Source organism: Ruegeria sp. HKCCA0235A (genome assembly GCF_013033235.1).
Lineage (GTDB): Bacteria > Pseudomonadota > Alphaproteobacteria > Rhodobacterales > Rhodobacteraceae > Ruegeria.
In genome coordinates this window covers 307,968-325,084 of sequence record NZ_WQDQ01000004.1, presented here as the reverse complement: position 1 = coordinate 325,084, position 17,117 = coordinate 307,968, and the positions used below count along the sequence as shown (strand labels likewise).

18 protein-coding genes are annotated in these 17,117 nt (G+C 59.8%); 7 read left to right on the top strand and 11 right to left on the bottom strand.

Going from position 1 to position 17,117, the window contains the following annotated elements:
• Positions 1-5: 5 nt before the first annotated feature.
• Positions 6-1,178: a MalY/PatB family protein gene (locus GOW56_RS09720; RefSeq protein ID WP_171120287.1), complete on the top strand. Its 1,173-nt coding sequence runs from the start codon at positions 6-8 to the stop codon at positions 1,176-1,178.
• A gap of 165 nt (positions 1,179-1,343) precedes the next feature.
• Here the strand turns inward: GOW56_RS09720 and GOW56_RS09715 are convergent, their stop codons facing one another.
• Positions 1,344-1,697 carry a hypothetical protein gene (locus GOW56_RS09715; protein WP_170344817.1) on the bottom strand — a complete coding sequence of 118 codons (354 nt, stop codon included), beginning with the start codon at positions 1,695-1,697 and terminating at the stop codon, positions 1,344-1,346.
• A gap of 212 nt (positions 1,698-1,909) precedes the next feature.
• Here GOW56_RS09715 and GOW56_RS09710 point away from each other — a divergent pair, with 212 nt between their 5' ends.
• Positions 1,910-2,899 carry a glutathione S-transferase family protein gene (locus GOW56_RS09710; protein WP_171205734.1) on the top strand — a complete coding sequence of 330 codons (990 nt, stop codon included), beginning with the start codon at positions 1,910-1,912 and terminating at the stop codon, positions 2,897-2,899.
• Here the strand turns inward: GOW56_RS09710 and GOW56_RS09705 are convergent.
• On the bottom strand, positions 2,881-3,243 hold the full coding sequence (locus tag GOW56_RS09705) for a response regulator transcription factor (RefSeq protein ID WP_171205733.1): 363 nt from the start codon (positions 3,241-3,243) through the stop codon (positions 2,881-2,883). The genes GOW56_RS09710 and GOW56_RS09705 overlap by 19 nt on opposite strands.
• Before the next feature lie 185 nt (positions 3,244-3,428).
• Here GOW56_RS09705 and cobD point away from each other — a divergent pair, with 185 nt between their 5' ends.
• The 4 genes from cobD to GOW56_RS09685 are packed head-to-tail and all read left to right on the top strand — an operon-like array spanning position 3,429 to position 7,223.
• A complete protein-coding gene (gene cobD / locus GOW56_RS09700) occupies positions 3,429-4,394 on the top strand; it encodes a threonine-phosphate decarboxylase CobD (protein ID WP_171205732.1) in 966 nt (321 codons plus the stop codon).
• Entirely contained in the window at positions 4,391-5,311 is a 921-nt protein-coding gene (gene cbiB / locus GOW56_RS09695; protein WP_171205731.1) for an adenosylcobinamide-phosphate synthase CbiB, read from the top strand. The genes cobD and cbiB overlap by 4 nt, the downstream gene beginning before the upstream one ends.
• A gap of 12 nt (positions 5,312-5,323) precedes the next feature.
• A complete protein-coding gene (locus GOW56_RS09690; protein WP_171205730.1) occupies positions 5,324-6,487 on the top strand; it encodes a lytic murein transglycosylase in 1,164 nt (387 codons plus the stop codon).
• Between the two features lie 49 nt (positions 6,488-6,536).
• A complete protein-coding gene (locus GOW56_RS09685; protein WP_171120294.1) occupies positions 6,537-7,223 on the top strand; it encodes a hypothetical protein in 687 nt (228 codons plus the stop codon).
• A 12-nt stretch (positions 7,224-7,235) separates the two neighbouring features.
• Here GOW56_RS09685 and GOW56_RS09680 read toward each other — a convergent pair whose 3' ends face one another.
• The 4 genes from GOW56_RS09680 to GOW56_RS09665 form a co-directional block, all read right to left on the bottom strand.
• Positions 7,236-7,586: a hypothetical protein gene (locus tag GOW56_RS09680; protein ID WP_171120295.1), complete on the bottom strand. Its 351-nt coding sequence runs from the start codon at positions 7,584-7,586 to the stop codon at positions 7,236-7,238.
• A 53-nt stretch (positions 7,587-7,639) separates the two neighbouring features.
• Positions 7,640-11,095, bottom strand: coding sequence for a chromosome segregation SMC family protein (locus GOW56_RS09675; RefSeq protein WP_171205729.1), 3,456 nt, complete (start codon positions 11,093-11,095; stop codon positions 7,640-7,642).
• A gap of 140 nt (positions 11,096-11,235) precedes the next feature.
• On the bottom strand, positions 11,236-11,643 hold the full coding sequence (locus GOW56_RS09670) for a hypothetical protein (protein ID WP_171120297.1): 408 nt from the start codon (positions 11,641-11,643) through the stop codon (positions 11,236-11,238).
• Between the two features lie 44 nt (positions 11,644-11,687).
• A complete protein-coding gene (locus GOW56_RS09665; protein ID WP_171205728.1) occupies positions 11,688-12,881 on the bottom strand; it encodes a PLP-dependent aminotransferase family protein in 1,194 nt (397 codons plus the stop codon).
• Between the two features lie 150 nt (positions 12,882-13,031).
• Between GOW56_RS09665 and GOW56_RS09660 the strand changes: the two genes are divergently transcribed.
• Positions 13,032-13,802 (top strand): FadR/GntR family transcriptional regulator, encoded by a 771-nt coding sequence (locus tag GOW56_RS09660; RefSeq protein WP_171120299.1) that lies wholly within the window; start codon positions 13,032-13,034, stop codon positions 13,800-13,802.
• 42 nt (positions 13,803-13,844) lie between these two features.
• Here GOW56_RS09660 and GOW56_RS09655 read toward each other — a convergent pair whose 3' ends face one another.
• The 5 genes from GOW56_RS09655 to GOW56_RS09635 form a co-directional block, all read right to left on the bottom strand.
• On the bottom strand, positions 13,845-14,678 hold the full coding sequence (locus GOW56_RS09655) for a hypothetical protein (protein WP_171205727.1): 834 nt from the start codon (positions 14,676-14,678) through the stop codon (positions 13,845-13,847).
• A 201-nt stretch (positions 14,679-14,879) separates the two neighbouring features.
• Complete coding sequence (locus GOW56_RS09650; protein WP_170344804.1) at positions 14,880-15,440, bottom strand: F0F1 ATP synthase subunit B; 561 nt, start codon at positions 15,438-15,440, stop codon at positions 14,880-14,882.
• 5 nt (positions 15,441-15,445) lie between these two features.
• Entirely contained in the window at positions 15,446-15,997 is a 552-nt protein-coding gene (locus GOW56_RS09645; RefSeq protein WP_171205726.1) for a F0F1 ATP synthase subunit B', read from the bottom strand.
• Between the two features lie 86 nt (positions 15,998-16,083).
• On the bottom strand, positions 16,084-16,308 hold the full coding sequence (locus GOW56_RS09640) for a F0F1 ATP synthase subunit C (protein WP_005981269.1): 225 nt from the start codon (positions 16,306-16,308) through the stop codon (positions 16,084-16,086).
• A gap of 48 nt (positions 16,309-16,356) precedes the next feature.
• Positions 16,357-17,115, bottom strand: a complete 759-nt coding sequence (locus tag GOW56_RS09635; protein ID WP_171205725.1) for a F0F1 ATP synthase subunit A — start codon at positions 17,113-17,115, stop codon at positions 16,357-16,359.
• Between the last annotated feature and the right edge of the window lie 2 nt (positions 17,116-17,117).

Here is a 17,117-nt window from a genome sequence, read left to right as displayed (position 1 = left end):
CAGACATGACTTTCAACGACCTGATCGACCGCCGGGGCACCAACAGTTCAAAATGGGACAAGATGGAGATGCTGTATGGCGTCTCGCCCGAGGACGGTCTGGCCATGTGGACGGCCGATTCCGATTACCAGACGGCACCCTGCGTGATCGAGGCCGTGCGCAAAGCCGCAGATCACGGCGTGTTCGGCTATTCATGGATGCACCCGGACTATCTGGCCTCGGTTCAATGGTGGATGAAAACCCGCCATGATTGGGAAATCGACACGGATTGGATTCTGACGACCCAGGGCTTGGGCAATGCAATCGCCCTGTCGCTGGATGTCTGGACCGATCCCGGTGATGGCATCGTGATCTTCACCCCCGTTTACCATGAGTTTGCCCACAAGGTGAACAAATCGGGCCGCCGGGTCGTGGAATGCCCTTTGGTGCGGGACGGGGAAAGTTACGGCCTGGATCTGGACGACGCCCAGTCCCGGTTGGACGGGTCCGAGAAGATGCTGCTGTGGTGTTCGCCGCAAAACCCGTCGGGTCGTGTCTGGACGCCCGACGAGTTGCAGGCCGTTGCTGCGTTTGCCGAACGGAACGGTTTAATACTGGTGTCGGACGAGATTCACCACGATCTGGTCTATCCCGGCGCCAAATTTGTGCCGATGGACGTGGCAGCCCCGGATGCACGTCCGTGGACCGTGACGCTGACTGCGGCGTCGAAGACCTTCAACATCGCCGGGCAGCGGACCGGCAACATGATCATACCCGATCCCAAACTTCGCGCGGCCATGAAGCAACGGCTGCAAACATTAGACTACGATCCCGGCGCGTTGGGCGTGGCGATGATCACCGCCGCGTACAGCCCCGAAGGGGCCGAATGGGTAGATGCCCAGATCGCGCATCTGGAGGGAAACAGGCGTCTGTTCGATCAGACCATCACCGAGATTCCGGGGCTCTGGTCGATGCCCTTGCAGGCGACCTATTTGGCCTGGGTCGATTTCTCGGGCACCGGCATGGATCACGCTGAATTTGTCCGCCGGTTGCGCGAGGACGCGCGGATCGCGACATCGTCAGGTCCGGGTTTCGGCACTGGAGGAGAAACGTTTGAACGGTTCAACCTCGCCACGCAACGGGCGCGGGTCGAGGATGCTTGCCTGCGGCTGAAACGTGCTTTCGGGGATCTGCAATAAGTACGTGCCGGCCGGGGCTTGCAAACCCTGCCCTGTTTTCACAGGTGCCGGTTGCCTTGGTTGAGGCCGCTTAGGGCCGCGCGTGCCTGCCATTAGGCTGGCACCGCTGGCCTTTGGCATCGACCAAACCCTGACCGAAACCGGAACTCCGGTTGAAATTCGCCCTCAGTCGTCATGCCCCAGCAGGGCGATCGGCGCATCGGGCGCGCGGTAAAAGTCAAGCGGCGCGCTGTCATGGGCCGCCGTGCTGCGTTTGAATTCATACCGCATCTCACCGCCCTCATCCTCATCCGCGACGATGAGACACTGATAGAGGTGGTTGGCCCCGTCAAAGATATCGACAAGCCCGCGCAGGCGCGGCGTGGTTTCCGCCTCAACCGTAAAACCGTCTTTCCACAATTTGAGTATTTTGTAGGTATTGTCGCCCATCTCCACCCGTAAACGGCTGGCTTTTTTCAATGTCGCGATTCGGGCCGCGTCCAACTCGGCGCGTATTTCCTTTGAAACATAGGTACTCATAAATCCGTTCCCCCGTGAATGACTTCTATTGTGCGGGAAAAGTTGTAAAAATCCAGTGAACCACGTCACAGACTGCGATCTGGCGGAGCTTTGTTGCACAGAAATCCCGGCCTCGACTGTGCGCGAATGCAGGGCATTTGCGCGGGCACTCGCATAGGAAGACGCCGGGTCCGGGCCTATCTTTGGCGAAACGCGCATGCGGAGGAAAAGATATGGGCCTGCTGGTCGAAGGAAAATGGCACGACACCTGGTATGACACCAAATCCACGGGCGGTGCATTCAAGCGCAGCGCCGCGCAGTTTCGCAACTGGTTGACAGCTGACGGCGACGCGGGGCCATCAGGCAAAGGCGGGTTCAAGGCGGAACCCGGGCGCTATCACCTTTATGTCAGCTATGCCTGCCCCTGGGCGCATCGCACGCTGATTTTTCGCGAGTTGAAAGGGCTGAGCGATCTGATCTCAGTCTCGGTCGTGCATCCGGACATGCTGGACCAGGGTTGGACCTTTGAGACAGACGGCCATGGCGCGACGGGCGACGATCTCTATGGGCTGAGCTTTGCGCACCAGATCTATACGAAAGCCGATCCAGCCTATTCAGGCCGCGTGACCGTGCCGATCCTGTGGGACAAGCGGCAGGAAACCATCGTGTCGAACGAAAGCTCGGAAATCATCCGCATGTTCAATTCGGCCTTCGACGGGATCACCGGCAATACCGATGATTACTGGCCCGAAACGATGCGCGATGAAATCGAAGAGGTCAACGCGCGCATCTATTCAGATGTCAACAACGGCGTGTACAAGTCCGGCTTTGCCACCTCGCAAGCGGCCTACGACGCCGCCGTGGGCCCGTTGTTCGACACGCTGGACTGGCTGGAAGATCGTCTGACCCGGAACCGTTACCTGATGGGGGGTCGGATCACCGAGGCTGACTGGCGGCTGTTTACGACGCTGATCCGCTTTGATCCGGTCTATCACCTGCACTTCAAATGCAACAAGCGGCGACTGATCGATTACCCGAACCTATGGTCCTATACGCGTGAACTGTACCAGTGGCCCGGCGTGGCCCCCACCGTGAACATGACACATATCGTGCGCCACTATCACTACAGCCATGACAGCATCAATCCATACCGGATCATTCCGGTGAACCCGGTGCTGGATTATGCAGAACCGCACCGCCGCGATCAGCGCCCCGCTGCGTAATGCTCGACCATCGCCGCCAGATCCTCTGGCGGCGTTTCGCTTTGCACATAAGCACAGGCATTCGGACTGTGGGCAAATATCGATCCATCCGAAAAGAAGGTGGTGTTGGTGACAAAGATCACCCGCGCCTGGGGGCGGCGATAGCTGGCAAAATCGGCCACGGCCAGAGCACTTCCGGTTTCCAGAACCAGATCCAGCACGATGATTTCGAAATCCGTGCCGTACAGCGCCAGAATGGCGGCTTCCTGCGTCTCGACCAGCGTGACGTCGGCGCCCTGCCGTTCCAGATGCCTTTTCCATACCCGACCAAGGTCGGGATTACTCTCAACAATCAGAACTTTCATTTGCAACAACCTCGGCACTTGATATGGTGAGTGGTGCCGACCCCCGTGGTCCGTGATCTCGTTATTTCCTTAACAAAGTGTTAACAGCGGCCCTACAGGTCCGTGAACAGGCGGATTTGCTTGTATTAGAGGCGAAAATCCGCTTGAAGCAGGCCAAAAGCGGTATTTTCTCGCAGAGAGAGCAGATGAACACACCGGATCAAGACTTGGATCCACGCACGGTTCGCGACCACGGCGGTGGGCTGGACAGGGCGATTGCACAATATGGTGGACAACGCACCGACTGGATCGATCTGTCCACCGGCATCAATCCTCATGCCTACCCCGTGTCCGGGCTGACTGCGGGGGATTGGGCTGAATTGCCGGATCACGGGGCGTTTGAACGGCTCAGCGGTGCCGCGCGCGGGTTCTGGAACGTGCCGCAGCGTGCAGCGATCCTGCCCGCGCCCGGAGCGTCGGCGATCATCGCGCGCCTTCCCGCGCTAACCGCGGCGGGTACGGTACAGATCACGCCGCCCACCTATAACGAACACGCCGCCGCCTTTTCGGCGCAGGGATGGAAGGTACGGCAAGACGGTCCGTGTGACGCCCGCGTGATCGTCCATCCGAACAACCCGGACGGGCGTATCTGGCAGGAAGGCGACGTATCGGCACCACTTACCGTGATTGACGAAAGCTTTTGCGACGTCATGCCGGACAAGTCCTTGATCCACCTGGCAGACCGCCCCGGCGTGATCGTGCTGAAGAGTTTTGGCAAATTCTGGGGGCTGGCCGGGGTAAGACTGGGGTTCGCCATCGGACGACCGGATATGATCAGCCGGTTGAACGATCTGACCGGCCCTTGGTCTGTATCAGGCCCTGCCTTGCGGATCGGCACACGGGCCCTTGCAGATACGGATTGGGCAAGCGCCACGCGTAAGCGACTGGCAGACGAGGCCGCTCGGCTGGATGTTCTGTTGACGGCCAGGGGGGCCAAGGTCGCTGGCGGCACAAGCCTGTTCCGATTGTACAAGGTCGATGATGCCTCCCGCTGGCAGGAACAGCTGGCACAGAACCATATCTGGAGCCGCATCTTCCCCTATTCCGACACCTATCTGCGCCTTGGGTTGTCACCTGCGAACGAGTGGGACCGGCTGGAGGCCGCGCTGTGAGCCTTGGCCTGATGCTGGTCTGTGCCATGTGCCTGGACGCAGCGCTGGGAGAACCCGACTGGCTCTGGTCGCGTATCAAGCATCCGGCGGTAGTGATCGGAAACCTGATTGGCTGGCTGGATAAACGTCTGAATCACGGGGCCGCACGTCGGGCAAAAGGGGTGGGTGTGCTTGTCCTGCTGGTTTGCGGCGCATGGGGGCTTGGATGGGCTTTGTCCCTGCTGGGGCCAGTTGTCGAAATCCTGATCTGCGCGATCCTGCTGGCGCAAAAATCGCTGGTCGCGCATGTTCGCGCGGTGGGTGAAGGGCTGATGGCCTCGCTGGCAGAGGGACGGGCGCAAGTGGCCATGATCGTCTCGCGCGATACACGGGACATGACCGAGGCGCAGGTGGCACGCTCGGCCATCGAAAGCGCCGCAGAAAACCTCAGCGACGGTGTCATCGCGCCTGCGTTCTGGTTTCTGGTCGCGGGGTTGCCGGGGCTGCTGGCCTATAAGGCGGTAAATACCGCCGACAGCATGATCGGGTATCGCAATGAAAAGTACCGCGCGTTTGGCTGGGCCTCGGCCCGGTTCGACGACCTGCTGAACCTGATCCCGGCCCGCCTGACCTGCGTGATGATCGTGGCGCTGTCGGGCCAGCGGTCGCGCTGGCGCGAAATCTTGGCAGATGCGCACCGTCACATCTCGCCCAATGCGGGCTGGCCCGAGGCCGCCATGGCCCGCGCGCTGAACGTCGCCCTAGCCGGGCCGCGCAGCTATGACGGCAAGGTGCGGGATCTGGCATGGGTCAATGGCAACGCTCAGCGCGAGATCGGAGCTTTGGACATTTTCCGCGCATGTCGCATGTTGTGGCGTGTTTGGGGGCTTGCGCTTGGGCTCGTGTCGGTGTCGGTTGGGATCGACCTGATTTACTGACGGACATTTGTCATGCGTTTTCTTTCCGGCCTGATCGCCGCCACCTTGTTTGCCCAACCTGCCCTGGCCCAATGTGGTGGTGGCTTCAATTCCTTTGTCAAAGGGCTAAAGGCCGAGGCCGTGCAGCAAGGCTTTGACAAATCCACCGTGAACGCATTTTTCAAAGGCGTGCAGCAGGACAGCGCCGTGCTGAAGGCCGATCGGGCGCAGGGGGTGTTTCAGAAACCCTTTATCGAGTTTTCCCGGCGGCTGATCTCGGCCAATCGGATCGAACGCGGGCAGGCGATGTCGCGCAAATATGACGCGGTGTTTGACCGGATCGAAAAGCAATACGGCATCTCACGCGGGGTGTTGCTGGCCTTCTGGGCGTTCGAGACCGACTACGGATCCTTTCAGGGCGACTTCAACACCCGCAATGCACTGGTGACTTTGGCCCATGACTGCCGTCGCCCCGACCTGTTCCGCCCTCAAATCTTCGCGGCCATCGAACTTTATCAGAATGGTGATTTCGACCCGGCCCGCACAACGGGCGCGTGGGCCGGGGAAATCGGTATGGTCCAGATGCTGCCGCGGGACATTCTGGAAAACGGTGTCGATGGTGACGGCGACGGGCATGTCCGCCTGAAAACCTCGGCCCCCGATGCGCTGATGTCCGGGGCCAAGATGCTGTCGCATCTGGGCTGGCGCGCAGGCGAACCGTGGCTGCAAGAGGTCGCGGTGCCCGCGCAGATGGACTGGTCTCTGTCCGGCCCCGGCAAGCCCCGGTCGGTGGCCGATTGGCAGGCCATGGGCGTTCAGGCACGCAGCGGGTCGCTGGCAAACCTGCCTGCCTCGCTGATCCTGCCCCAGGGGCACAAGGGCCCGGCCTTTCTGGCCTATCCGAATTTCGACGTCTATTTCGAATGGAACCAGAGCTTTGTCTATGTATTGACTGCCGCCTATTTCGGGACACGTCTGGAAGGGGCACAAATTTATGATGCTGGCAACCCCACGCCGGGCCTGAGCGGCGCGCATATGAAGCAATTGCAAACCAAGCTGCAAGCCAAAGGATATGATGTGGGCAAGATCGACGGGATTCTGGGTGCCGGTACCCGCGCCGCAGTGCGGGCCGAACAGGTGAGATTGGGATTGCCTGCGGATGCATGGCCGACGGTGGAGTTGCTAGGACAATTATAGTGTCTTACTAAGTCTTGCATTTAGCAGAAGTCTTCAACTTGCGGTCATGATGCCAAAGCTCTCCAGCAATCGCTCAAAATTTCGACGCGCTACCGTGATTTCAATTGTATTGCTTCTTATTGTCCCTTTCATCTTGCCATTGCGCAAGATCGACAAACCAGAACAAGGCAACTCTGACAGGCCCTCAACTGAGACAGTTTGTGGAGAAGGCTATTTACCATTGATTTCAAGAGAGACAGCTGTGTGCTTTGTGGTCTCCCCCGCTTGGTCAGACGATAAGATTGCCTGGCTATCCGAGGATGCAACCTCAGTCTATTGGCGACACCAAGATCTAGAAGCACTAGAAATTCATGTGCCCGAAGGGACGCTTGGCATATCATTGCGAGCCATATTGAATCCAAACTACTCCCCACTCAAAAACCCGCAAACCGTGTCTCGTCTTTATTCACAAGTAGATTTTATCGGCCAAGAAGACGACGATAAAGCTTTGCTATGTCGTGAATCGCTGAACCCGCTGGCCGCTGAGTTAGGTGGAAAAGGCTGCGACTTACTTCTATACGTTTCTGACGATATATTCGCAGAGATCAGACTTGTAACCATCAATCATCATGGCTCAGTCTATGATTGGCCTGACGTTGATCCTAAGAATATTAAAGCTTGGCGGCGGAACATACTTATCGTTCAAAGTGCCGTTTCCGAACTTGTCCGTCCTCTCGCGGCGAAGAAAGAACACTAATCATGGTACGCACTACTCCGGCCGCACCGGATAGCGGTCGCCCTTCTCGTCTATCAGGATCAGTCGCCCCCCGCTACGCACGTACAGATCACAGCGGCTGAACCCATTGCGGTACGCGATGCACACGCTGCCATCATCGGCAATCGCGTAAGTTCCAAAGGCAGAATCTCCGCTTGCGTATGTGTAGGAATAGGCGCCCCCGGCCGAGAATTTGGCCTGTCCGTCGTCGTAAAAGGTCAGTGTCTGCCCCGCCAAAGCATCAAGCTCTGCGGCTGTAAGGGGCGTATCCCCGGTTTTGACGGGCCAGTCGGCTGCAAATACAGGGCCGGCGGCGATGAGGGCGGGGATCAGGAAGCGCGTCATGCGCTCACGTTAGCGCGATAGAGCCGCAACCGTCATAAACTTCCAGTGAGCGGTCAGGCGACCATCTGTTCGGCCTTCTTCAGATCGACCGAAACCAGTTGGCTGACTCCCTGTTCCTGCATTGTGACACCGAAAAGGCGATCCATGCGCGCCATCGTCACCGCATGGTGGGTGATGATCAGGAACCGCGTGTCAGTCTGGCGGCACATCTCGTCCAGCAGATCACAGAAACGCGTCACGTTTGCATCATCCAAAGGCGCATCAACCTCGTCCAGCACGCAGATCGGAGCTGGATTGGCAAGGAAGACGCCGAAAATCAGCGCGGTCGCCGTCAGGGTCTGTTCTCCGCCCGACAGCAGGCTGAGAGTCGACAGTTTCTTGCCAGGCGGCTGGCACATGATCTCAAGGCCCGCATCCAGCGGGTCGTCACTTTCGACCATCACAAGATTGGCCTCGCCGCCCCCAAAGAGATGCTTGAACAACATGGCAAAGTTCGAATTCACCTGTTCAAACGCGGTCAGCAACCGCTCGCGCCCTTCGCGGTTGAGGCTGGCGATCCCGCTGCGCAGCGCCTTGATTGCCTCTTCCAGATCGGCTTTTTCGCTGCTGAGCGTATCGAATTCTTCCTGAACTTCCTTGCTGTCTTCCTCGGCCCTCAGGTTCACGGCCCCCATCGCGTCGCGCTGACGTTTGTGACGGTTCACTTCGGATTCCAGAACGTCCGCAGCTGGCATCTGGTCGGGGTTCACGTCCAACTGGTTCAGCAATTGGTTCGGGGTCAGTTGCTGATCCTCGGCGATCCGTTCGGCCGCCGCGACAACACTTTCCTTGGCCGCGTCACAGCGCGCCTCGGCCGCGGCACGGCTTTCGCGCGCTTCTGATGCCAGACGCTCGGCCTCCCGTTCGGCCAGAACGATTTCACGGTGCATAGCCTCGGCTTCGGCCAATTTGTCGGCGGCTTCGGCGCGCCGTGCTTCGGCGGCTTCGATCTGTTCGTTCAGCTCCTCACGCGCCTCGGCGATTTCGCCGGGCACGGCCATGGCCTCCGTCAGCTCTTCTTCCGAGCTTTCCTTGCGCTCGGCAAGTTCGGAAATCCGCTTTTCAGCCGTTTCCAAACGGTGGCGCCACCCGCTGAGATCTTTCGCGACCTCCTGGGTACGACGCGTGCGAGCGTCCCCCTCACGGCGCAGCTCGTCATGAGTCGAACGGTGGGTCAGCATGGTGATCCGCGCCGCCTCGACCGTCTGCTTGATGTCTTCGACCTGTGCGCGGGCACTGTCGAGATCACCCAGACCGGCCAAAGCCGCTTCGGCGTCGCGCAGTTGCGCGCGGGCGGCCGTGGCGTCGTCCTTGTGGCGGTCAACGGCGAGGGTCAGAGTTTCCAGCTTGCCCTGGGCCAGATTGCGGTCGGCCTCGGCCCGCGACAGTGCGCGCGCGGTTTCGGCCATGCGCTGATCAGCAGCACGGCGGGCCTCACGCGCGCGCCGGTCTGCCTCGGTCACATCCGCCAATTGCTGAGACAGCGCCTCATGCGCGGCACGGGCACCGTCAGCCTGTGCTTCGGCACGGGCAAGGTCCTGTTTCAGTGCTTCCAGCTTGTTGAGCTGCTCCAACCGCAGAGCAGCAGCGCTTGGCGCGTCTTCGGCCCAGGCACGGAACCCGTCCCAGCGCCAAAGGTCGCCCGAGCGGGACACCAGACGCTGGCCGGGTTTCAGCGATGCCTGCAACCGTGCGCCCTGATCCGCATCCACCAACCCGATTTGCGCAATGCGTCGGCTGAGACGATCGGGGCCCGATACATGAAGCGCCAGAGGCTCGGCCCCTTCAGGCAATGGCTGGTCGCTGTCATATCCAGCCACCTGCACCCAGCCGGATGGCCCGTCACCCTCGACCAGCGGCGCGCGAAGATCGTCGGCCAGAGCAGCACCCAAAGCCTTTTCATAACCGGGTTCGACGCGCAGCAGGTCCAGCACCTGACCGCCTTCCGCCGTGTCGCGTTCCACCAGCTTGGCCAGCGCCGTGGTTTCGGCCCGGATCGCGCCCAGCTCGCCTTCTGCCTCGGACCGTCTCGCCCGAGCCTCGGCTTCGCGCGCTTGCGTTTCGTTGCGCAGTTCATCCGCCGCGGCAAGCGCCTCTTCGGCGGCTTCCACCGCTTCACGGGCTTCTTCTTCGCCCGATTGGGCGTCTTCAAACGCCTCGCTGGCGCGGATCAGGGCCGTCTTGGCCTCGTCCACGGCTTTCCGGGCTTCTTCCTCTTCACTTTCGGATCGGGCCAGTGTCTTGCGGCTGTCTTCGACCAGACGCTGGGCGGACTGGTGCCGGGCGACAAGACGGGCCATATCTTCGGTTTGCTGCGACAGGTAGTCTTCGCGTTCCTGTAGGATCGAGGCTGCCTCGCGGGCGATTTCCGCCGCTTCGGCCACTTTCTCATCGTGACCTTCTGCCGCTTTGGCCAGTTCGCGCGCTTCCCATTCCAGCCGCTCAATCATTTGTCCCGCATCGCGGTTCAATCCGGCTTCGCGTTCGATATCGTTGGCCAGCTGCTGGATTCGGTTGGTCAGCGTCTCGATCGCTTGACGGGCGCGGGTTTCCTGATCGGACAATTGATCGCGCTGCACCTGCTGGCGTTGCAGCACGGCGGCGGCAATGGCCTCCTCCTCGCGCAGCGGCGGCAGGGTTTCCTCGATCTCGGCACGTTTTGCGGCGGCAGCGCGGGCTTCAGCCTCGGCACGGGAGGCTTCGGTGATCCGCTCACGCAGTTTTTCTTCGGCCTGCTGGCGGGCCATGTCGGCCTCTTTCCAGCGTCGATACAGCAGCATCCCCTCGGCCTGACGCAGCTGTTCGCCAATTTCACGATAGCGGGCCGCCTGACGGGCCTGACGCGCAAGCTGGGCCAGTTGTCCGCCCAACTGCTCCAGCACGTCATCGACGCGGGTCAGGTTGGCTTCGGTGCCTTTCAGCTTGAGCTCGGCCTCATGGCGACGCTGATACAGGCCCGAGATCCCGGCGGCCTCTTCCAGAATGCGGCGCCGGGCGCGCGGCTTGGCGTTGATCAACTCGGCAATGCGGTTCTGTCCGACCAACGCGGGCGAATGCGCACCGGTCGAAGCATCGGCAAACAGCATCTGCACATCGCGCGCACGAACGTCTTTGCCATTGGTCTTGTAGGCACTGCCCACATCGCGGGTGATGCGGCGAACGATTTCCAGTTGATCGCTGTCGTTGAACCCCGACGGCGCCAGACGTTCCGAGTTGTCCATGGTCAGGACAACTTCGGCAAAGTTGCGCGCGGGTCGCGTGGCGGCCCCGGCAAAGATCACGTCTTCCATCGCGCCACCGCGCATGGATTTGGGGCGGTTTTCACCCATCACCCAACGCAAAGCTTCCAGAAGGTTGGATTTGCCGCAACCATTCGGGCCCACCACACCGGTCAACCCGTCCGCGATGATCAAATCGGTCGGATCAACAAAGCTTTTGAAGCCGGTCAGTTTGAGCTTGTTGAAACGCAATGGCTGCGTGTCCCATGATTCCTGTGCGTTGGAAGTTTGCGCAAGGGATGGGGTCTGAGTCAACGGAGTTGCGCAGGATATGGGATATCAGCCCGAGTTATCCACAACATCTTGCCGAAATACGCAAGAACGCGCGCATCTCAATACGGCGTGCATTCAAAGACCTGATACCCGTTTTCCCCACCGACGTTTTCATAAAGACCAAAGTCGATGCATTCGTAATTGGGGGTCGAGACGGCCGTCAGCAAAAGCCGCTCACCCGCATCGCGGTCACACCCCAAAACCCCAACGGTCACGGCTGCATCCCCAAGCACGTCCAGAATTGGACATCCCGAAACCTGTGCCATCGCTAAAGCGGCGCGATCCCGGACCGGGCCCAGCCGAGGGGCGTATTGCGCGTTGATCCGCACAGCCTCGGCCAGGTCGCCGCGCACACGCACATCAAAGACACTGCCATTCACAGCCACGCGCGTGGCTGGAACGTCGCGGAAATGCGGAGTGCCGGCGGCGCAGGCGGCCAGCAACAGAGGTGCGAGAAACCGGATCATGCCGCAGAGTTGCAGCATTTTGGTTAACAGAGCCTTACCGGACGTCAGGCCCGCAGCACCTCTCCCAGTCGGCGAATGCCTTCGCGTATTGTCGCCTCGTCAGAATTTGAAAAACTGAGACGAATGGTATTTGTCCCGCTGCCATCCGGGAAGAACGCCTGCCCCGGAACAAATGCTACTTTGACGGTGTCCAGCGCACGCGCCAGCAGGTCAGAGCCAACCATCCCCTCGGGCAACGTGACCCAGATGAACATTCCCCCCTCGGGACGTGTCCATTCCACCCCGTCAGGCATATGCTGGTCCATGGCGTTCAGCATCACATCACGACGGGCGCGATAGACATTTCGTACTTTCGGAATATGGGTGTCGAAACAGGCCTGCGCCACCTGATGCACAGCCATCTGGTTGATGGTCGCGGAATGAAGGTCAGCTGCCTGTTTCAACAGCACCATTTGGGAAATGACTGGCTTGGACGCAACGACCCATCCCATACGCAAACCCGGCGACAGCGTTTTCGAGAAACTGCCGCAATAGATCGTCCGACAGTCCTCGATTGACCCTTTGCGGGCCTGCTCCAATGACAGTATGGGGGGGATAGGATCCCCGTCATAGCGCAGAGCCTGATAGGCTCCGTCCTCTATCAACGCGCAATCCAGTTCCTCGGCCAGATCCAGCAGAGCCTCTCTGCCCTGCAAGTCCACGGTTTCTCCTGTCGGGTTCGCAAAATCCGCCGACAGATAGGCAAATTTCACTGCGCCTGCGCCCGCTGCGGCCTTGTATTCCTTGGCCCCCTGATTGCCATTGAGCCGGTCAAAGCGTGGCTCGTAGGCGTTGAATGCAGCCAGCGCGCCCAGATAAGTGGGCCACCCGACCAGGGCCGTGTCACCGGGGGACAGGAACAGCTTGCCCAGATAGTCCAGCGCCTGCTGTGACCCCGAGGTGATCAGGATGTTGTCGATGTCACAGGCCACCCCGATTTCGCGCATGTGCTGCGCCAGCCACTGCCGCAATGGGACATAGCCTTCGCTGACCGAATACTGCAGCGCCTGCGCTTGCAAATCCGGCCCCAGGGCCTGCTGAAACGCCTGTGCAAACGCATCGGCGGGAAACAGTGCGGGATCAGGAATCCCACCGGCAAAGGAAATGATGCCGGGTTGGTCAAGCAGCTTCAGCAATTCGCGAATCTCTGACGCTTTCATTCGCGAGGCCCGGGTGGCAAACAAAGGGTGTTGGGACATGAGGCTCCTCCGATCTCAATTCGGCGCAGCCTAAGCTCTCCACTATTAAAGTCAATATTACTGACCTAATTATTCAATGGATGCGACCGGGGATTCTTGAACAGCACCGACGTCCATGGTCAAATGAATTGACCAATTTCGGAAGAAGAGATGCCATTTCACAAAGTTCAGACGGAAAAGCTGTCGCTCGCAGTCGTTCGCCAGATCGAGCTTTTGATCCTGCGAGGCATCCTGCGCCCCGGCGAGCGCCTGCCATCCGAGCGGGAGTTGGCAGAGCGCATGGGCGTTTCGCGCCCGTCCCTGCGAGATGCGATTGCCGACCTTCAGGAACAGGGCCTTTTGACCGCGAAAGCCGGATCCGGGATCTATGTGGCCGAGGTTCTGGGCTCTGCCTTTTCACCGGCACTGATCCGCCTGTTTGGCAGCCATGAAGAAGCCGTATTCGATTACCTGTCCTTTCGCCGTGACATGGAAGGGCTGGCGGCGGAACGGGCGGCGCGCCTGGGGTCAGACAGCGACCTAAAGGTCGTTCAGGCGATCTTTGACAAGATGCAGGCGGCCCACAACCGAAACGCCGCGAATGACGAGGCGCAGCTGGACGCCGAGTTCCACATGGCCATCATCGAAGCCAGCCACAATGTGGTGATGCTGCACATGATGCGGTCGATGTATGACCTCCTGGTGCAGGGGGTGTTCTACAACCGTCAGACCATGTTCCGTCAGCGCGCCACCCGCGAGGCCATCCTGGATCAGCACCGCGCCATCAATGCGGCGCTGCAAGAGCGTGATCCTCTGGCCGCCCGAAATGCAATCGAACGCCATTTGGATTTTGTGGAACGCTGCATGGCGGACCAGCAAAAGGCCGATCGGAACGAAGCTATTGCGCAACAAAGGCTGCAACACGAAACCGGGCGGGGCTGAGCGCGGTCCGGATTTTGCAGACTTGGCAGGGCAAGGCCGGGACTAGGCAGCGCCTGACGCGGCTGGCAGCAGATGTCGGGGGAACGGCGCGCCGCTGCCTTCTCCCAGACGGTTCTCCGCGGCCAGTGTCGTCAGCGCCGGGTCGATGAACAGCCTTGCGCCGCGATCTCTCAGACGTTTGTGCAGCATTACATGTTCGCACACCTGTTGGCCTTTTTCGTCCCGGCAAGTATAGCGCAACCCTCGCAGCGCGCGGGATTTATACAACCCGGCACCGCCGAATGCGCTGTCGACCGGGATCAGGGGCGTATCGGCAGGAATGTGAAACTGGCGGTCAAAAACAGCGGACTTCATGACAGACCGGCGCCACTTGCGACGCCCGAACAGCGGCCGGCGCGTGCTTTGAATGCGTTGCCACACGTCTTCATCACACCAACCCGAACAACGCAAAGCGTAGATATCGTCATATGCTGGTTTTGGGTTGGCGAAAACACCCTCCCACAACGGGGCGACCCGCTGCGCTGCTGTCAGAACCGCCTGGGCATCCAGGCAGGTATTCGGACCATCCAGATCCAACACCAGCGTCAACTCCAGGTCCGTGTCCTGATCCTCGAGTTTTTTGAGAACTGCATTTCTGGCCGCCGTGATACGCTCGACCCGGTTTGGCAATTCTGACGCAAGACCATCCAGTCGCATGATATCGACATGCCTGCTTTGGTCCGCATAGTCGGACAACACTTGATCCGTGCCATCCGTGTTGTCGTTCGTGGCAATGGTGACGGTGAACCGATGCAACTGCGCAGACAGGTTTTCGATCCTGTTGATCGTGTCGATCAGCGCCGACCCGCCATTTCGGACGACACCGACAATATTCATCGAAACTGCGTTGCCTGACACCGCCTGTCTTTCCCTGTAAATGTCACGCCCCCATCAGGGCGCTCCTATCAACCTGATCCCCGGCAGGTCGTAGGATTCGGAGTGTTTGAAACAACAGAAACAGAAGCACGACAAAAACAAAAGACCCGACAGCCAAAAGCTCTCGGGTCGTCTGTATCACTTGTCTGTCGGGGTCACCCGTCAGTGCAGCTTGGCATCCACGTCTGCAATCGATGCATCGATCAGCTTGTTGGCCTGCGCTGCGGTCATTTGCTTTGCCAGAACCGAGCTGGCCGCCGAAACCGCAACCGAAACGGCCTGATCACGCACTTCCTTCAGTGCAGACGCTTCGGCCGAAGCGATCTGGTCCTGAGCTGCGGCAAGACGACGCTCGATCGACTTTTCCAAGTCAGCTTTCGCCTGTTCTGCCGCTAGGGCTGCGTCTTCCTTCGCTGCCGCGACAATCGCATCGGCCTGCCCCTGAACTTCACGCTGCTTGCGCTCGTACGAGGCCAGCAAACTGCGTGCTTCTTCATGCAGAGCACGGGCTTCGTCCAGTTCGGATTTGATGCCTTCGGCACGGTTGTCCAGCGCACCGCCGATCATACCGGGGACCTTGAAGTAGAACAGGACCGCGATGAAGACGATGAAGCCCAGCAGGACGACAAAGTCGGTATTGCCAAGCGAAAAGAACGGGCCGCTTGCCGCCAGCGCGGGGCTGGCTGCACCAACGGTCAGGATAAGGGCAAGAGTGTTCCGCATGTCACTTATCCTTTCGTCTGTGCGTCTACGGCACTGTTGATGGCTTTGGCATCTGCCTCGCCGCCCAGTGCGGTGACCAGTTCAGCCGCCGTATCCTTGGCAACCACTTGAATGCTTTCCAGCGCACCGGCACGGATTTCGGCGATTGCCTTTTCCGATTCAGCCGCCTTGGCAGCGATTTCCGCGTCCGCCTTGGCAATCGCGTCATCCAGTCCAGCCTGAATTTCAGCGCGTGCTTCGGCAGCGATCCGCTGCGCTTCGGCACGGGCATCGGCCAGCGCCTTGTTATAGGCCTCTTCGGCCTCGACCGCCTTGGCCTTCAGATCTTCGGCCGCAGCCAGGTCATTTGTAATGGTCCCCTGACGCTCAGCCAGGATTGCCGCGATGCGCGGCAGGGCCACGCGGGACAGGACCAGAAAGATGACGACCAGCGTAATGACCAGCCAGAAAATCTGGTTGGGGAACCAATCGAAGCAGAGCTGCGGCATCCCGATGGCAGAGCCATGCGAGTCGACGCACGAGCCAACCACTTCTTCGCTAATGGGTTCAGTCGCCATGATGTCCTCCGTCGGAACGTTGTCTTTACAACAGGTGGGCCGCTATGGCTTGGGCCCACCTGCGCGTAAGGATCAGGTTCCGTAGATCAGACGGCGAACATCAGCAGCAGCGAGACCAGGAATGCGAAGATGCCCAGCGCTTCTGCGAATGCGATACCGATGAACAGGGTCGCGGTCTGCGAAGCAGCCGCCGAAGGGTTGCGCAGGGCGCCGGCCAGGAAGTTGCCTGCTACGTTGCCCACCCCGATTGCGGCTGCGCCGGAACCGATTGCTGCCAGGCCTGCGCCGATGTGTGCGAGATCGCCTTCCATGATGTATCTCCTTACGAATTGGAAGTTTCGATGTTGGGGTATCGGACCTTAGTGCGAAGGATGCAGCGCATCTTTCAGATAAACACAGGTCAGAATGGTGAATACGTAGGCCTGAATGAAGGCCACCAGGACCTCAAGGCCGTACATTGCGGTGATCGCCAGAACCGACACGGGCGAGATCACGGCAATCGCGGCGAAGCCTGCGAAAACCTTGATAACCGCGTGGCCTGCCATGACGTTGCCGGCAAGACGAATGGAGTGGCTGACCGGCCGCACGAAGTACGAGATCAGCTCGATGATCGCCAGAATCGGACGCAGCGCCAGCGGCGCGCTGGACACCCAGAACAGACCCAGGAACGCGGCGCCGTTCTTGACGAAACCCAGAATGGTCACGGTCAGGAACACGGCCAGTGCCAGGGGGATGGTCACGGCGAAATGCGATGTGGTGGTGAACGAGGTCGGGATCAGACCCAGGAAGTTCGCCACGACAATGAACATGAACAGGGTCATGACATAAGGGAAGTACTTGACGCCTTCCTTGCCGCAGATGTCTTCCAGCATCTTGTAGATGAAGCCATAGGCCAGCTCGGCCACCGACTGCATACGCGTCGGCACAATGGCACGTTTGGATGTGGGCAGAACCAGCAGAGCTGTTACGGCCAGCACCGCAAAGAACAACCACAGAGTCACGTTGGTGACCGTGAACATGCCTACCGCACCGTCGCCGAACAGCGGCTTGACGATGAACTGATCCATCGGGTGGAATACCAGGCTGCTGCCTTCTGCTGCGGTGGTCTCAGTTGCCACGT

What these genes read in the sequence shown, in the direction of transcription:
- GOW56_RS09685 (WP_171120294.1), top strand. Translation starts at nt 6,537, where the DNA reads ATGCCAAAGCTCTCCAGCAATCGCTCAAAATTTCGACGCGCTACCGTG.
- GOW56_RS09655 (WP_171205727.1), bottom strand. Translation starts at nt 14,678, where the DNA reads ATGAATATTGTCGGTGTCGTCCGAAATGGCGGGTCGGCGCTGATCGAC.
- GOW56_RS09645 (WP_171205726.1), bottom strand. Translation starts at nt 15,997, where the DNA reads ATGGCGACTGAACCCATTAGCGAAGAAGTGGTTGGCTCGTGCGTCGAC.
- GOW56_RS09670 (WP_171120297.1), bottom strand. Translation starts at nt 11,643, where the DNA reads ATGATCCGGTTTCTCGCACCTCTGTTGCTGGCCGCCTGCGCCGCCGGC.
- GOW56_RS09715 (WP_170344817.1), bottom strand. Translation starts at nt 1,697, where the DNA reads ATGAGTACCTATGTTTCAAAGGAAATACGCGCCGAGTTGGACGCGGCC.
- GOW56_RS09710 (WP_171205734.1), top strand. Translation starts at nt 1,910, where the DNA reads ATGGGCCTGCTGGTCGAAGGAAAATGGCACGACACCTGGTATGACACC.
- GOW56_RS09665 (WP_171205728.1), bottom strand. Translation starts at nt 12,881, where the DNA reads ATGTCCCAACACCCTTTGTTTGCCACCCGGGCCTCGCGAATGAAAGCG.
- GOW56_RS09640 (WP_005981269.1), bottom strand. Translation starts at nt 16,308, where the DNA reads ATGGAAGGCGATCTCGCACACATCGGCGCAGGCCTGGCAGCAATCGGT.
- GOW56_RS09660 (WP_171120299.1), top strand. Translation starts at nt 13,032, where the DNA reads ATGCCATTTCACAAAGTTCAGACGGAAAAGCTGTCGCTCGCAGTCGTT.
- GOW56_RS09690 (WP_171205730.1), top strand. Translation starts at nt 5,324, where the DNA reads ATGCGTTTTCTTTCCGGCCTGATCGCCGCCACCTTGTTTGCCCAACCT.
- GOW56_RS09650 (WP_170344804.1), bottom strand. Translation starts at nt 15,440, where the DNA reads ATGCGGAACACTCTTGCCCTTATCCTGACCGTTGGTGCAGCCAGCCCC.
- GOW56_RS09720 (WP_171120287.1), top strand. Translation starts at nt 6, where the DNA reads ATGACTTTCAACGACCTGATCGACCGCCGGGGCACCAACAGTTCAAAA.
- cobD (WP_171205732.1), top strand. Translation starts at nt 3,429, where the DNA reads ATGAACACACCGGATCAAGACTTGGATCCACGCACGGTTCGCGACCAC.
- GOW56_RS09680 (WP_171120295.1), bottom strand. Translation starts at nt 7,586, where the DNA reads ATGACGCGCTTCCTGATCCCCGCCCTCATCGCCGCCGGCCCTGTATTT.
- GOW56_RS09705 (WP_171205733.1), bottom strand. Translation starts at nt 3,243, where the DNA reads ATGAAAGTTCTGATTGTTGAGAGTAATCCCGACCTTGGTCGGGTATGG.